Source organism: Mesobacterium pallidum (genome assembly GCF_019966535.1).
In the GTDB taxonomy this organism is placed as follows: domain Bacteria; phylum Pseudomonadota; class Alphaproteobacteria; order Rhodobacterales; family Rhodobacteraceae; genus Mesobacterium; species Mesobacterium pallidum.
On the sequence record NZ_JAIMID010000009.1, the window covers coordinates 163,270 to 177,338 of the forward strand.

A 14,069-nucleotide genomic window follows, 5' to 3' on the forward strand; every position below is an offset into this window, starting at 1 on the left:
GCCCGCTACACGCGGGCGGCGGGCGCCCGGCGCATCTTGCATTGGCAGCAGCAAATCGACACTGTCGGGCCATGTTCGCGCGATCCCCCTCACAGCCCCGGATGACAGCCGAGTGTGGCCGCTGTGCCGCGCTTTGCTGCATGGCGCTTGCCTTCGACAAGGGCGCGCGGTTCGGGCACGACAAGCCGGCCGGGCGGCCCTGCCCGAACCTCGGCCGCCACCTCTGCACGATCCATGACGCGCTCGAGGACAAGGGTTTTTCCGGCTGCGCGGCCTATGATTGTCTTGGCGCCGGCCAGCGCGTCACGCAGGAGCTGTTCGGCGGTGCCAGCTGGCAGGACGAACCGGAACTGATGCGCCCGATGATCGACGCCTTTGCCCATATGCGCCTGCTGCATTCCCTGTGGGAGCTGCTCGAGACCGCGCTGACCCTGCCGCTGACGCCCGCCGAACGGCAGGCGGCCGAGGCGCATATCGCGGCGATCCGCGCACCGCTGACCCGTGACACGGTGGCCGCCCGCGCCACCGGCGCCCTGCAGACCGAGGTGCACCTGTTCCTGCGCGGGCTCGAACGGCACGTGACGGGCCGCGCGCCCGTGACCCTGCCGCCGCCCCCGGCCCCGCGCCGCCCGGCCTAGCGCCCCTTGCAGCCCCTGCCCGGCCCAATTACATTTCGGGCAAGATCCCAAGCAACGGAGCCCCCTATGGCCATCACCGCCGCCGAAATCGAATCCCTGATCCGCGACTCCTTTCCCGAGGCGCGCATCACCGTGCAGGGCGACGACGGACAGCATTTCGCGGCCGAGGTGGTCGACGAAAGCTTTCGCGGCATGAACCGGGTGCAGCAGCAGCGCGCCGTCTATGCCTCGCTCAAGGGCAAGATGGACGGCAGCGCGGGCGAATTGCACGCGCTGGCCCTGACCACCCGCGTCCCGGGCTGAGCCCCGGGCGCCAGAGACCGACGGCCGGGCCGACCGCCCGACTCCACAGACCCCGCGCGACGTGAGCCCACGTCCGACGACAAGGAAACGCGACATGACCGACGCAAAGACCCGTATCGACGAAACCGTCAAAGCCCATGACGTGGTGCTTTACATGAAAGGCACCAAGTCCATGCCCCAATGCGGCTTTTCCAGCCGCGTGGCCGGCGTGCTGAACTACATGGGCGTCGATTTCACCGACGTGAACGTGCTGGCCGATGACGAGATCCGCCAGGGCATCAAGGATTACTCGGACTGGCCGACCATCCCGCAGCTCTACGTCAAGGGAGAGTTCGTGGGCGGCTGCGACATCATCACCGAGATGACCCTGTCGGGCGAGTTGGACCAGCTGTTCGAAGACAGCGGCGTCAGCTACGACAAGGCCGCCGCCGAGAAGATCCGCGAGGCCAACGCCTGATCCCTCACGGCGGTTCGCACCGCCTGAGCGAGATTTCCAGTCAAGGCCGGGCGCAAACCGCCCGGCCTTGTCGTCATTGGCTGTCCGCAAATGGTCCGTACTTGTTCAACCGGGCCCAGTCCTCAAGCGGTTTCTCGGCCTCGAGCTTCAGCACCTCCACCCCGACATCCAGCAAATCCGCGATCCGGGCGCGGGTCTCCGCATCCGACGGCGTGCCGGCCTTGAAGGCCGGATCCTGCATGACCAGTGCCAGCGCCAGGTTGTACTCATAGGCGCCCGCGCCGAATTCGCTGCTCTCGGGGCGCTTCTCGATCGCGGTTTCGAACATGCGCTGCACCTCGGCCCAGTCCGGATTGCTTGACTTGACCATGGCATAGCCCAGCTGGCCGTAGTTGCGGTAAGACCCGTCCGGATCGGCCGCGATCAGCCCCTGAAACACCGGGATGGTGCGGTCGACCAGCGCCGTCCGCTCGGGCTTGAGCCAGTTCTCGCGCCGCACGTTGCGCGCCCGGTCGAAAATGATCGACCGCGCCAGGACCGAGGCCGCCTGCACCTTGCCCTTGAGCCCGCGGAACATCGGGTCGTCCGGGTTGGTCTCGGGCTCGAGGTAGCGCGCCACCAGCTCGATCGCGTCGCTGTCGGCGCTGGCCTCGCGCTTGCGCTCTTCGGCGACGATGTCCTTGATTTCACGGGTCGATAGCGCGTTCTGCCGGCGCAGCACGGTCGCCATGTAGACCCGCGTCCAGAGGTAGGAAAACAGGAACCCCAGGATCAGGAAATACAGGATCAACGCCACGCCCACGGCAGTCTGGATCTCGGCATCGCCCTTGATCAGCACCGGTCCCAGCGCCCCGCCCGCGACGATCAACTGGTCGCGCAGGGGTCCGAATTCGACCAGCGTCAGCCCGACAACGATCTTGGTCAGCCAATCCGACATCTGTTCGAGATTGGTGTTCTCGTTGTAATCCCCGTCGGCGTCCGGGGTCTGCCGCGCGCGGGGAATGCCGAAGATGAAGCCCAGAAAGCCCCCCACCATCGCCGCGGCACCGGCAAGCACCAGCCCGGCAAAGGTCGCCGCAGGGCGCGAGACCGTGCCACCGCCATGCGAGACGCCCAGGAACAAAACGACCAGCAGCGAGGCCAGCAGCGCGTATCCCAGCGCCCGCATCCAGTTGGTGTGATCCTCCCCGAACCGGGGGCTGCGGCTGGAGGTGTCTGCGGCCGGGTCGGACATCGCGGGCTCCGAATAGATGTGTCAAATCTGCGTAATTTCTACGCAGAGTTTAACACAGATCAGGGCTTCGCGGAATGCGCGTCCTCAGCCGACCTTCTGTTCCAGCTCCTCGGCCAGCGACTCGGCCCGGGCGGCCACTTCCGACAGCGTGTCGGTGACGCTTTGCGGCACCACCGGCACCTCGATCCGCTCGGGCTCCGGCGGCGGGGCGGCGCCCATCTCGCGGGTCTGCTCGGTCAGCGCGGCGATGCGGTCCTCGGCCTCGCGCAGCCGGTCCTCGAGCCCGGCGGTCTTGTCGGCCAGCATCAGCCCCGCCATCAGCAGCATCCGCGCCTCGGGCAAGCGGCCGATCTGTCCGGCCAGGGCCGAGGCCTCGATGTCCAGCATCTTGGCGGCCGATTGCAGGTAATGTTCCTCGCCGGCGGCGCAGGCGACCTCGAAGCTGCGGCCGCCGATGGTGATCTCGACTTCGGGCATCAGGCGGTCTCCTCGTTCTCGGCGGTGGCGGCTTCGACCATGGGCGTCAGCACGTCGAGGATGGCCTGCGTTTCGGCCCGGTCGGCCGAGCGCGCGGCACGCAGGCTTTCCAGCTCGGTCCGCATGCCGGTGTTGATCAGGTGCGGCTCGCCCACGCCGGCCTCGTTGGCCGCGCGCAGGGCCGCGTTGTTCTCGGCCAGTTGGGCGTTGATGCGGCGCAGGCGCTGCATCTCGACCTCGAGCGCGGCCAGCGCGCCGCGCGCCTCGGTCGCCTGCAGTTGCAGCGCGGCCTTTTCCGTGGCGTGGCGGCCGTGAATGGCGTTCAGCCGGCTTTCCAGCTGGGCATTGGCCAGCCGCTCTTCCTCAAGCGCGGTGCGCAGGTCGTCAAGGTCCTGCGGATCGGCCGCCGGGGCCGCGGGCTCTGCCGGCTCGATCGCCTCGATCCCGCGGGCGATGCGATCCATCGCGGCGGAGATCCGGCGTTCCAGCTCTTCGATCTCGGACATGGTCTGCCTCTTCGTCTTGCCTGGCCCCGGGATCCACGAGCGAATCGCCTCGGGGCCGCCTGATGGGCCAAGTGTAACGGCGGCCGACGGAAATTACCCCCCCTTCGGCATTTCGCCGCGCGCGGGGCCAGATCGCTTGCCTTTATGGCCGGGACTGCTATGCAGCGGCAGCAGATCGGACGCCCGGTCCGGGCGAGATTAACGCCCGATGTGGGCGCTAACATCGTCAACCAGAGGAGTCCGCCCCGTGGACATCGACGCCCTCCGCAAAGCCAATCCCGACCACTGGATGCGTGCCGCCGCGATCCGCGCCCTGACGCTGGATGCCGTGGCCGCGGCGAACTCGGGCCATTCCGGCATGCCCATCGGCATGGCCGACGTGGCGACCGTGCTGTTCGAAAAGCACCTGAAGTTCGACGCCTCCAACCCCGACTGGATCGACCGCGACCGTTTCATCCTGTCGGCGGGCCATGGCTCGATGCTGCTCTATTCGCTGCTGCACCTGACGGGCTATGCGGACATGACGATCGACCAGATCAAGAACTTCCGCCAATGGGGCGCGATCACCGCGGGCCACCCGGAATATGGCCATGCCAAGGGGATCGAGACCACCACCGGCCCGCTGGGCCAGGGCATCGCCACCTCGGTCGGCTTCGCCATGGCCGAAGAGATGCAGCGCGCCCGCTACGGCAAAGACCTGGTGGACCATTACACCTATGTGATCGCCGGCGATGGCTGCCTGATGGAGGGTGTCAGCCAAGAGGCCATCGGCCTGGCCGGCCGGTTGCGCCTGGGCCGGCTGATCGTCTTCTGGGACAACAACAATATCACCATCGATGGCGAAGTGGGCCTGTCGGACAAGACCGACCAGGCCAAGCGCTTCCGCGCCAGCGGTTGGCACGTGCAGGAGATCGACGGGCATGACCCGGCCGCCATCGACGCCGCCATCGAGGCCGCCAAGGGATCGCGCCTGCCGTCGATGATCGCCTGCAAGACGCATATTGCCCTGGGCCACGCCGCGCAGGACACGTCGAAAGGCCACGGCGCGCTGACCAATGCCGATCAGAACGCCGCCGCCAAGAAGGCCTGGGGCTGGATCCATGGCCCGTTCGAGATCCCCTCGGACATCAAGGCCAAGTGGGAAGCCATCGGCGCCCGCGGCAAGACCGAGCGCGAAGCCTGGGAGGCCCGCCTGGCCGAAACCGGCGACATCCGCCGCAACCGCCTGCTGCGCGTCTACGAGCGCGACGTGCCCAAGAAGCTGCCCGCCGTGATCCGCGCGCTGAAAAAGCAGGCCTCGGAAAATGCCACCAAGGCCGCGACCCGCAAGGCGTCGGAAATGGTGCTCGAGGTGGTGAACCCGGTGATGCCGGAAACCGTCGGCGGCTCGGCCGACCTGACGGGGTCGAACAATACGCTGACCCAGGACATGGGTGTCTTTGACGTGGGCGCGCGCAATGGCCGCTATGTCTACTGGGGTATCCGCGAGCATGGGATGGCAGCGGCGATGAACGGCATGGCGCTGCATGGCGGCCAGCGGCCCTATGGCGGCACCTTCATGGCCTTCACCGACTATGCCCGCCCGGCGATGCGCCTGGCCGCGCTGATGCAGATCCCGTCGGTCTTTGTCATGACCCATGACAGCATCGGCCTGGGCGAGGACGGCCCGACCCACCAGCCGGTCGAGCACCTGGCGATCAGCCGCGCGACGCCGAACACCTACGTGTTCCGCCCCGCCGATGTGGTCGAGACCGCCGAGGCCTGGGAGATCGCGCTGACCTCCAAGACCACCCCGTCCGTGCTGTCGCTGACGCGCCAGAACCTGCCGGCGGTGCGGCTCGAGCACAAGCAGAAGAACCTGACGGCCCAGGGCGCCTACGTGCTGGCCCCGGCCGAAGGCAAGCGCCTGGCGATCCTGATTGCCACCGGCTCGGAAGTGTCGATCGCGATGGAGGCGCGCGAGAAGCTGCAGGCCGAGGGGATCGGAACGAGCGTCGTGTCCATGCCCTGCATGGAGTTGTTCGCCGAGCAGGACGAGGACTACCGCAAGCGCGTGCTGCCCGCCGGGCCGGTCCGCGTCGGCATCGAGGCGGCCGTGCGCGACGGCGGCTGGGACCGCTGGCTGCTGGGCGAACGGGGCCGGTCGAACCGGTCCGATTTCGTCGGCATGACGGGCTTTGGCGCCTCGGCCCCGGCGGAGGTGCTGTACGAGAAGTTCGGCATCACCGCCGATGCGGTGGTGGAGAAGGTCAAGGCGCTGCTCTGACCGGCTGGTTTCGGATCGCTTTGCGATCCGACCCGCGCGCCGGCAGAGCCGGCGCGCAAGGGGGGCCAGCCCCCGTCCGCGTGCCGCGGACTCCTCCGGGGTATTTTCGGGACGAAAGAAGACAGGGGGCGGTCCGACTGGGCCGCCCTTTCTGCCAGGTGACCAGGTGGGAGGGGGGCGCTGCCCCCCACGTCGCCTTTGGCGACGCCCCCCCGAGGTATTTGGAAAACAATGAAGTGCCGGGGATAGGTGGGGCCGCTGCGCTCAATGCGCGGCGGATTTGCCGGTGACGGCGCCGATCAGCGGGCCGATGATGCGGGTGGCGATGGGGATCAGGACCAGGCCCCAGGCCAGGCCCGCGATCCCGTCCATGGTCGCGGTGGCGACCCATTCGGCGGCCGCCTCGAATTGCGCGGGCACCATCTGGGCGAAGGCCACGGCGAGATGGTGGATCTCGTCGTAGAGCCAGGGCCAGCCCAGCACCTCGAGACCGTGGATCACGATCGAGCCGCCGACCCAGAGCATCGCCGCCGTGCCGACGACCGACAGCAGCCATAAGAGCCAGGGCATGACGGCGACAAGCCCGCGCCCCAGGGCCTGGCCAAGGCCGGTGCGGCCGTTCTGGGCAATGTAAAGCCCCACGTCGTCCATCTTGACGATCAGCGCCACCGATCCGTAGACCGCGACGGTCACGCCCACGCCGACCACCGCCAGCGTGGCGGCCTGTATCCAGATCGACGGCGCCTCGATCACCGAGAGCGCGATGGTCATGATCTCGGCCGAGAGGATGAAGTCGGTCTTGATCGCCCCCTTCACCTTCTTTTCTTCCAGATGGCCGGGGTCCTTGACCTCCATGTCCTCGGCCACCTTGTGGTCGGCATGGGGGAAGAGCACATGGAAGATCTTCTCCGCCCCCTCGAAACACAGGTAGCTGCCACCCAGCATCAGGAGCGGCGTGATCAGCCAGGGCGCGAAGTTCGCCAGCAGCATGGCCAGCGGCAGCAGGATCACGAGCTTGTTGAACAGCGACCCGCGCGTGATGCGCCAGATGATCGGCAATTCCCGCGCGGGCGCAAAGCCCTGGACGTATTTCGGCGTCACCGCCGCGTCGTCGATCAGCACCCCGGCGGTCTTGGCCCCGGCCTTGCCCGCCGCCGCCGCGACATCGTCGACCGAGGCCGCCGCGACCTTTGCAATCGCCGCCACATCGTCCATCAGGGCCAGAAGTCCGCTCATCCCGCCGTGTCCTTTTGTTGCCTGCGCTTACCCTAGCCCGCCGCCCGGTGGCTGCAAGCCTGCGTGCGCGAATCCCGTGCCGCGTTGCAGCGCCGCCCGGACCCGGCGCCCCGGCCCCGGGTGGATGTTGGGCGCTAACGGTGGCGCAACCATCGGTCCGGGCGACATGTTTAACGCTAACACACTGAGAAATGACCCCTTTTTGTCTTTCCGCCGTGATGTTCCGAAGCTATGTAAAACCCAACCTTTCAGACACGCGCCGAGGAGTGGGAACATGACCGTCACCGTTGGGATCAATGGCTTTGGACGTATCGGGCGCTGCACCCTCGCGCATATCGCCGAGAGCGCGCGCAACGACGTCCAGGTGGTCAAGCTGAACGCCACCGGCCCGATCGAGACGACCGCCCATCTTTTCAAGTACGACAGCGTGCATGGCCGGTTCGGTGGCAACGTGACCGTCAACGGCGACACGATGGATATCGGCCGCGGGCCGATGCAGGTCTTTTCGACCTACAACCCCGAGGAACTGGACTGGTCGGGCTGCGACGTGGTGCTGGAATGCACCGGCAAGTTCAACGACGGCCACAAGGCCGACGTGCACATCCGCCAGGGCGCCAAGTCGGTGCTGATCTCGGCCCCGGCCAAGAACGTGCAGAAGACCATCGTCTACGGCGTGAACCACCGCGACCTGCTGCCCCAGCACACCATGATATCGAACGGCTCCTGCACCACCAACTGCCTGGCGCCGTTGGCCAAGGTGCTGGACGAGGCGATCGGCATCGAGCGCGGCATCATGACCACCATTCACAGCTACACCGGCGACCAGCCGACGCTGGACCGCCGCCACAGCGACCTCTACCGCGCCCGCGCCGCCGCCATGGCGATGATCCCGACCTCGACCGGCGCCGCCAAGGCCCTGGGCGAAGTTCTGCCGGGCCTCAAGGGCAAGCTGGACGGCACCGCGATCCGCGTGCCGACCCCGAATGTCTCGGCCGTAGACCTGACCTTCGAGGCCAAGAAGGACGTGACCGTCGAGGACGTCAACGAGGTGGTGCGCGAGGCGGCCGAGGGTCACATGCGCGCGGTCCTGGGCTGGGATGCCGAGCCCAAGGTCTCGATCGACTTCAACCACACCACGCAAAGTTCGATCTTTGCACCCGAGCAGACCAAGGTCGTCGGCGGCCGCACCGTCCGCGTCCTGGCCTGGTACGACAACGAATGGGGCTTTTCCGCCCGCATGGCAGATGTCGCCGCCGCGATGGGCCGCCTGCACCAGTAACGCGCGAGCCGGGAGGCGCCGGGGAGAGGGCGCATCCCAGGGAGGCGAGGCCCGGGTCCGGTGGGACCCGGGCCTTTTTGCGCGCCCCGCTTGCATCGCCCGGCCCCTTGCGGCAGGGTCGCGCGGCGGCAAGGAGGGCAAGAGATGACCAACAAGCTGGCCCTCTGGCTGGGCGGATTGATCCTGCTGTTCCTGCTTGGCGATTACCTGCTGACGGGCGGCGCGGCCGCGCTGTTCCTGGCGCGCGAATTCGCCGACCTGCTGAATTGGGTCGCCTTCTGGCGCTAGCCGTCGCGGACCGGTCCTGCGTCACACCGGCCAGAAATGCATCCATTGCGGGCATTCTTTGACCTGAACGCCGTTCATTGGGTCGGTACGCGGTTGCCGTCTTCCCTTTCGCTTGCGCCTGTGTTAGCGCTACCAAGAACATATCGAACGGAGGGCAAGAGCCATGACCGTCACCGTCGCCATCAACGGGTTCGGCCGCATCGGCCGTAACGTCCTGCGCGCCATCATCGAATCCGGACGCACCGATATCGAGGTCGTCGCCATCAACGACCTCGGCCCGGTCGAGACCAATGCGCACCTGTTGCGCTACGATTCTGTCCACGGCCGCTTTCCGGCCGGGGTCACGACCACCGACAGCTCGATCGACGTAGGCCGTGGGCCGATCCAGGTCACGGCCGAGCGGGACCCGGCCAAGCTGCCCTGGGGCCACGTGGACATCGTGCTGGAATGCACCGGCATCTTCACCGACCGCGACAAGGCGGCGATCCACCTCGAGAACGGCGCGAGCCGGGTGCTGGTCTCGGCCCCGTCCAAGGGCGCGGACAAGACCATCGTTTACGGGGTCAACCACGGCACGCTCGGCGCCGATGACCGCGTGGTGTCGAATGCGTCGTGCACTACGAACTGCCTGGCGCCGGTGGCCAAGGTGCTGCACGACAGCTTCGGCATCAAGCGCGGCTTCATGACCACGATCCACAGCTACACTGGCGACCAGCCGACGCTGGACACGATGCACAAGGATCTCTACCGCGCGAGGGCGGCCGCCATGTCGATGATCCCGACCTCGACCGGTGCGGCCAAGGCCGTGGGCCTCGTGCTGCCCGAGCTTGACGGCAAGCTCGACGGTGTCGCCGTGCGCGTGCCGACGCCCAACGTGTCTTGCGTAGACCTGACCGTCGAGGTGGGCCGCGACACGACCGTCGACGAGATCAACGCCGCGATGCACGCCGCCGCGGCAGGTGCGCTGAAGGGCGTTCTGGCCGTCACCGACGACAAGCTGGTGTCGACCGATTTCAACCACGATCCGGCGTCCTCGACCTTTGCGACGGACCAGACCAAGGTCATGGACGGCAATTTCGTGCGCATCCTGACCTGGTACGACAACGAATGGGGCTTTTCCAACCGCATGGCCGACACGGCTGCCGAGATGGCCAAGTATCTCTGATCACAGCGTAAATCATGTCGAGCGCCCCTGCCATCGGTGGGGGCGTTCGCCGTTTCTGGCCCGGGCTTCGCGCCATGCAGGGAATGCAACGCGGCTTTGGGTGCCTGGCATTTGTGCTGCGGCGCAGCAATTCCTAAGTTAGCGCTATCGGCGACATGGAGTCGCCGACCAGACCAACCCAAGGAGCAAGCCCATGACCCTGCTGACCAACCTGCGTGGCCGCGCCGCGCGCGCTGTCGCCTACCGCCGCACCCTGCGCGAATTGCGCGGACTGAACAGCACCATCGCCCGTGACCTCGACATCGCGCCCGGCGATGTGCGCCGCATCGCACGCGAGGCGGTCTATGCGCACTGAGACCATCGAAGCCACGTACCGAAACCGGCCGGTGTCTGCCTGACCCCGGCCGGTTTTCGTTCAAGGGGCCGCGCAGGCGCCCTGCCCTTCAGCCCTTGAAACGGCCGTCAAGCGCGGCCAGCACCGGCGGGGTCACGAATTTCGACACATCCCCGCCCAGCCGGGCGATTTCCTTGACCAGCTTGGAGGCGATGGCCTGGTGCCGTGCCTCGGCCATCAGGAACACCGTTTCGACCGAGGAATCGAGCGCCCGGTTCATGCCGACCATCTGGAACTCGTATTCGAAATCGGCCACGGCCCGCAGCCCCCGCACGATGACGCTGGCGCCGACATCCTTGGCGCAATGAATCAGCAGGTTCTCGAACGGATGCGCCACGATCTCGGTCCCGGTCTCGCGGGACAGCGCCTCGCATTCGCCCTCGATCATCGCAACGCGTTCCTCGAGTGGAAAAAGCGGCCCCTTGTCGCGGTTAATCGCGACGCCGATGACCAGCCTGTCAACCAGCAGCGCCGCGCGCCGGATGATGTCGATATGGCCCAACGTGATCGGATCGAAGGTGCCCGGATACAGCCCGATGCGCATGACGCTCACTCCCCCTGCGTTCTAAGGGCACGCAACAATATTGCGCAGGATAATGCAAGTGCAGAAAATCTTGGGCGGTCATGTCGTGACCTGAGGGGGACAGCGCTTGGGGCCGGCGTGGATCCGGGGGCGCTGCCCCCGTCCGCCAAGGCGGACTCCCCCGAGGTATTTTCAAAACGATGAAGACAGGCCGATCCGACGACCGGCCCGAATGAATGTTGTTCAGCGCGCTCAGTGGCCCATGATCATGCCTTCGAGAGCATCCTTTTCCATCGCCAGCTCGCTCAGGCGCGCCTTGACCACGTCGCCGATGGTCACGATGCCGACCAGCTTGCCGCCCTCGACCACGGGCATATGGCGGAAACGGCCAACAGTCATCTGATGCAGGATCTCGTCGGTCTCGTCGCGCGGGCTGGCGCAGACCGGGTTGCGGGTCATCAGCGCCTCGGCCGTGTCCTCGAGGATCGCCGCCCCGCGATGCGACAGCGCGCGCACCACGTCGCGTTCCGACAGGATTCCCGTCGGCGTCACCCCGTCATCCGACACGACCACCCCGCCGATCCGCTTTTCGGCCAGGATGTCTGCGATCTCGGAGATCTTGGTCGCGGTGGACACGGTGATCACACCGCTGTCGCCCTTGGACTTGAGGATTTGCTCGACAATCATGCGGTACTCCTCCTATCGGCACGCTTGTTTCTCCAGCGTCCACCGAAGCGTGTGACCTGTCAAGCGTCAGGCCACTTCGGATTCGAGCCTTTGCACCTCGGCACGGATGCCTTCGACCAGCGCGGTGGCAAAGCGGTTCATCCGTTCCAGCCGCCGGTCATCATCGTGGCGCACGAGGTAAAAGCTGCGGGTGAGCGCGAACGCCTCGGTCAGCACGCGCTGCATGCGCGGCGCGAAGGGCAGCGCGAAATCGTGCACGATGCCGACACCGGCGCCCTGGCGGATCATGTTGAACTGCACCGAGGCGGAGTTCGACGCGCCATGCGGCGTCTCGAGCCCGAGATCGGCGAGATAGTCGAGTTCCTTGTCGAAGATCATGTCGGGGATGTAGCCGACGATGCGCTGGCCGGGGAGGTCGGCGAGGCTGTCGAGCTTTGGCGCGGTGCGCAGGTAGCTGCGGGCGGCGGCAAGGCTGAGCCGGTAATCGGTGATCTTCTGTACACTCAGGCGCCCCGCCGTCGGCGCGCTGACGGTGATGGCAAGGTCGGCCTCGCGCTTGGAAAGGTTCACCACGCGGGGCAGCGCGAGGATCTGGATCTCGAGATCGGGGTTGGCCTGGGCGATGCGCGCGCAGACCTGCGGCAGCACGAAATTGGCGCAGCCGTCCGGGGCGCCGATACGGATCTGGCCCGACAGCGTGTTCGAACTGCCCTGCATTTCCTCGACGGCGGCGCCCATGGCCTGTTCGGCCCGTTCGGCATGGGTCAGCAGGCGCTGGCCCGCATCGGTCAGCGCGTAGCCCTGCGGTGACTTGGCAAAGAGCGGCGCGCCCAGCGATTCCTCGAGCCGCGCGACGCGTCGGCCCACGGTCGCCGGGTCCACCCGCAGCCGCCGCCCGGCCTCGGACAGCGATTCCGCCCGCGCCACGGCCAGGAAAATCCGCATGTCGTCCCATTGGGGGTCCATCGCCCGCCCCTCCTGCATTCTTGCAAAGTCTTTTTGGCAGGTTTCGTCTGGTCGGGTGAAAAATGCAAGCCTATGCTGCGTTCAAAGACATCAGGGAGAGTCCCATGGAAGAATTGTGCCACTGGATCGACGGCAAGCGGGTCAAGGGGACCTCGGGCCGTTTCGCAGACGTGATGAACCCCGCGACGGGCGAACAGACCGGCAAGGTGCCGCTGGCCAGCGTGGCCGAGCTGACCGCCGCCATCGCCAGCGCCGCCGAGGCGCAGAAGGGCTGGGCCGCGACCAACCCGCAGCGTCGCGCCCGCGTGATGATGAAGTTCGGCGCCCTGATCGAAACGCATATGGACGAGCTGGCCGAGCTGGTGAGCCGCGAGCATGGCAAGACCCTGCCCGATGGCCGCGGTGACGTGCAGCGCGGTCTCGAGGTGGTCGAGGTCTGCATGGGCGCGCCCGCGATGCTCAAGGGCGAGTTCATGGACAACGGCGGCCCGGGCATCGACCTTTATTCCATGCGCCAGCCGCTGGGCGTGGTCGCCGGGATCACCCCGTTCAACTTCCCCGCGATGATCCCGCTGTGGAAGATGGCGCCGGCGCTGGCCTCGGGCAATGCCATGATCCTCAAGCCGTCCGAGCGCTGCCCCTCGACCTCGCTGCGTCTTGCCGAGCTGCTGCAGGAGGCCGGCCTGCCCGATGGTGTGCTGCAGGTCGTGAACGGCGACAAGGAAGCGGTGGACACGATCCTCGATGACGAGACGATCCAGGCCGTGGGCTTTGTCGGCTCAACCCCGATCGCGCAGTACATCTATGGCCGCGCGGCGGCGAACGGCAAGCGCGCCCAGTGCTTTGGCGGCGCCAAGAACCACATGATCATCATGCCCGACGCGGACATGGACAAGGCCGCCGACGCGCTGGTCGGTGCCGGTTTCGGCGCGGCGGGCGAACGCTGCATGGCGATCTCGGTCGCCGTGCCGGTGGGCGACGAGACCGCCGATGCGCTGATCGAGCGGCTCGTGCCCCGGATCGAAAAGCTGAAGGTCGGCCCCTACACTTCGGGCGATGATGTCGATTATGGCCCGGTCATCACCAAGCAGGCGCAGGAACGTATCAAGGGCCTGATCACCAGCGGCGTCGAGCAAGGCGCGACGCTGGTCAAGGACGGCCGCGACTTCTCGCTCCAGGGCTACGAGGACGGGTTCTACGTTGGCCCGACCCTGTTCGACAACGTGACCCCGGACATGGATATCTACAAGCAGGAGATCTTTGGCCCCGTGCTCAGCCAGGTCCGCGCAAAGTCCTATGACGAGGCGCTCAAGCTGACGATGGACAATGAATACGGCAACGGCACCGCGATCTTTACCGCCGATGGCGACGTGGCGCGGGATTTCGCCAGCCGGGTCAATGTCGGGATGGTCGGGATCAACTTTCCCATCCCCGTGCCGCTCAGCTACTTCACCTTCGGCGGCTGGAAGAAGTCGGCCTTTGGCGACCTGAACCAGTACGGCCCCGATGCCTTCCGGTTCTACACCAAGACCAAGACCGTCACCGCGCGCTGGTTCTCGGGCATCAAGGACGGCGCGGCCTTCAACTTCAAGGCCATGGACTGACGACATCGGGCAGCCGCCCACTCACCTGGCTCGAGGGTCGGTCCGC

Annotated in this window: 16 protein-coding genes; 9 read left to right on the forward strand and 7 right to left on the reverse strand. The window is 66.8% G+C overall.

What is annotated here, in order from left to right:
* Nucleotides 1–101: 101 nt before the first annotated feature.
* The 3 genes from MF270_RS14720 to grxD all read left to right on the forward strand — a co-directional run bounded on the left by MF270_RS14720 (nt 102) and on the right by grxD (nt 1,398).
* On the forward strand, nt 102–638 hold the full coding sequence (locus MF270_RS14720; protein WP_238366658.1) for a hypothetical protein: 537 nt from the start codon (nt 102–104) through the stop codon (nt 636–638).
* A gap of 66 nt (nt 639–704) precedes the next feature.
* Nucleotides 705–941, forward strand: coding sequence for a BolA/IbaG family iron-sulfur metabolism protein (locus MF270_RS14725; protein WP_238366659.1), 237 nt, complete (start codon nt 705–707; stop codon nt 939–941).
* Between the two features lie 94 nt (nt 942–1,035).
* Entirely contained in the window at nt 1,036–1,398 is a 363-nt protein-coding gene (grxD, locus tag MF270_RS14730; protein ID WP_238366660.1) for a Grx4 family monothiol glutaredoxin, read from the forward strand.
* 73 nt (nt 1,399–1,471) lie between these two features.
* Here grxD and MF270_RS14735 read toward each other — a convergent pair whose 3' ends face one another.
* From MF270_RS14735 to MF270_RS14745, 3 genes are all read right to left on the reverse strand, one after another.
* Nucleotides 1,472–2,632 carry a hypothetical protein gene (locus tag MF270_RS14735; RefSeq protein ID WP_238366661.1) on the reverse strand — a complete coding sequence of 387 codons (1,161 nt, stop codon included), beginning with the start codon at nt 2,630–2,632 and terminating at the stop codon, nt 1,472–1,474.
* 84 nt (nt 2,633–2,716) lie between these two features.
* On the reverse strand, nt 2,717–3,109 hold the full coding sequence (locus MF270_RS14740; RefSeq protein WP_238366662.1) for a cell division protein ZapA: 393 nt from the start codon (nt 3,107–3,109) through the stop codon (nt 2,717–2,719).
* Entirely contained in the window at nt 3,109–3,615 is a 507-nt protein-coding gene (locus tag MF270_RS14745) for a hypothetical protein (RefSeq protein ID WP_238366663.1), read from the reverse strand. Before MF270_RS14745 ends, MF270_RS14740 begins: the two co-directional genes overlap by 1 nt.
* 247 nt (nt 3,616–3,862) lie before the next feature.
* Between MF270_RS14745 and tkt the strand changes: the two genes are divergently transcribed.
* Complete coding sequence (gene tkt / locus MF270_RS14750; protein WP_238366664.1) at nt 3,863–5,881, forward strand: transketolase; 2,019 nt, start codon at nt 3,863–3,865, stop codon at nt 5,879–5,881.
* A 264-nt stretch (nt 5,882–6,145) separates the two neighbouring features.
* On the opposite strand, the gene MF270_RS14755 is transcribed toward tkt, so the two are convergent.
* On the reverse strand, nt 6,146–7,117 hold the full coding sequence (locus tag MF270_RS14755) for a DUF808 domain-containing protein (protein ID WP_238366665.1): 972 nt from the start codon (nt 7,115–7,117) through the stop codon (nt 6,146–6,148).
* Between the two features lie 274 nt (nt 7,118–7,391).
* On the opposite strand from MF270_RS14755, the gene gap (MF270_RS14760) reads away from it, so the two are divergent.
* The 4 genes from gap (MF270_RS14760) to MF270_RS14775 all read left to right on the forward strand — a co-directional run bounded on the left by gap (MF270_RS14760) (nt 7,392) and on the right by MF270_RS14775 (nt 10,204).
* Entirely contained in the window at nt 7,392–8,396 is a 1,005-nt protein-coding gene (gene gap / locus MF270_RS14760) for a type I glyceraldehyde-3-phosphate dehydrogenase (protein WP_238366666.1), read from the forward strand.
* Between the two features lie 144 nt (nt 8,397–8,540).
* The gene (locus MF270_RS14765) at nt 8,541–8,684 is read left to right on the forward strand and encodes a hypothetical protein (RefSeq protein ID WP_238366667.1); all 144 of its coding nucleotides are present in this window, start codon (nt 8,541–8,543) and stop codon (nt 8,682–8,684) included.
* A 163-nt stretch (nt 8,685–8,847) separates the two neighbouring features.
* Nucleotides 8,848–9,849, forward strand: coding sequence for a type I glyceraldehyde-3-phosphate dehydrogenase (gene gap, locus MF270_RS14770; protein WP_238366668.1), 1,002 nt, complete (start codon nt 8,848–8,850; stop codon nt 9,847–9,849).
* A gap of 193 nt (nt 9,850–10,042) precedes the next feature.
* Entirely contained in the window at nt 10,043–10,204 is a 162-nt protein-coding gene (locus tag MF270_RS14775; protein ID WP_238366669.1) for a hypothetical protein, read from the forward strand.
* An 88-nt stretch (nt 10,205–10,292) separates the two neighbouring features.
* Here the strand turns inward: MF270_RS14775 and coaD are convergent, their stop codons facing one another.
* From coaD to MF270_RS14790, 3 genes are all read right to left on the reverse strand, one after another.
* Nucleotides 10,293–10,787 (reverse strand): pantetheine-phosphate adenylyltransferase, encoded by a 495-nt coding sequence (gene coaD / locus MF270_RS14780; RefSeq protein WP_238366670.1) that lies wholly within the window; start codon nt 10,785–10,787, stop codon nt 10,293–10,295.
* A gap of 231 nt (nt 10,788–11,018) precedes the next feature.
* Nucleotides 11,019–11,453 carry a CBS domain-containing protein gene (locus MF270_RS14785; protein WP_238366671.1) on the reverse strand — a complete coding sequence of 145 codons (435 nt, stop codon included), beginning with the start codon at nt 11,451–11,453 and terminating at the stop codon, nt 11,019–11,021.
* A 66-nt stretch (nt 11,454–11,519) separates the two neighbouring features.
* A complete protein-coding gene (locus MF270_RS14790; protein ID WP_238366672.1) occupies nt 11,520–12,419 on the reverse strand; it encodes a LysR family transcriptional regulator in 900 nt (299 codons plus the stop codon).
* Nucleotides 12,420–12,523: 104 nt separating this feature from the next.
* Between MF270_RS14790 and MF270_RS14795 the strand changes: the two genes are divergently transcribed.
* Nucleotides 12,524–14,023 carry a CoA-acylating methylmalonate-semialdehyde dehydrogenase gene (locus tag MF270_RS14795; protein WP_238366673.1) on the forward strand — a complete coding sequence of 500 codons (1,500 nt, stop codon included), beginning with the start codon at nt 12,524–12,526 and terminating at the stop codon, nt 14,021–14,023.
* The last annotated feature ends 46 nt before the right edge of the window (nt 14,024–14,069 follow it).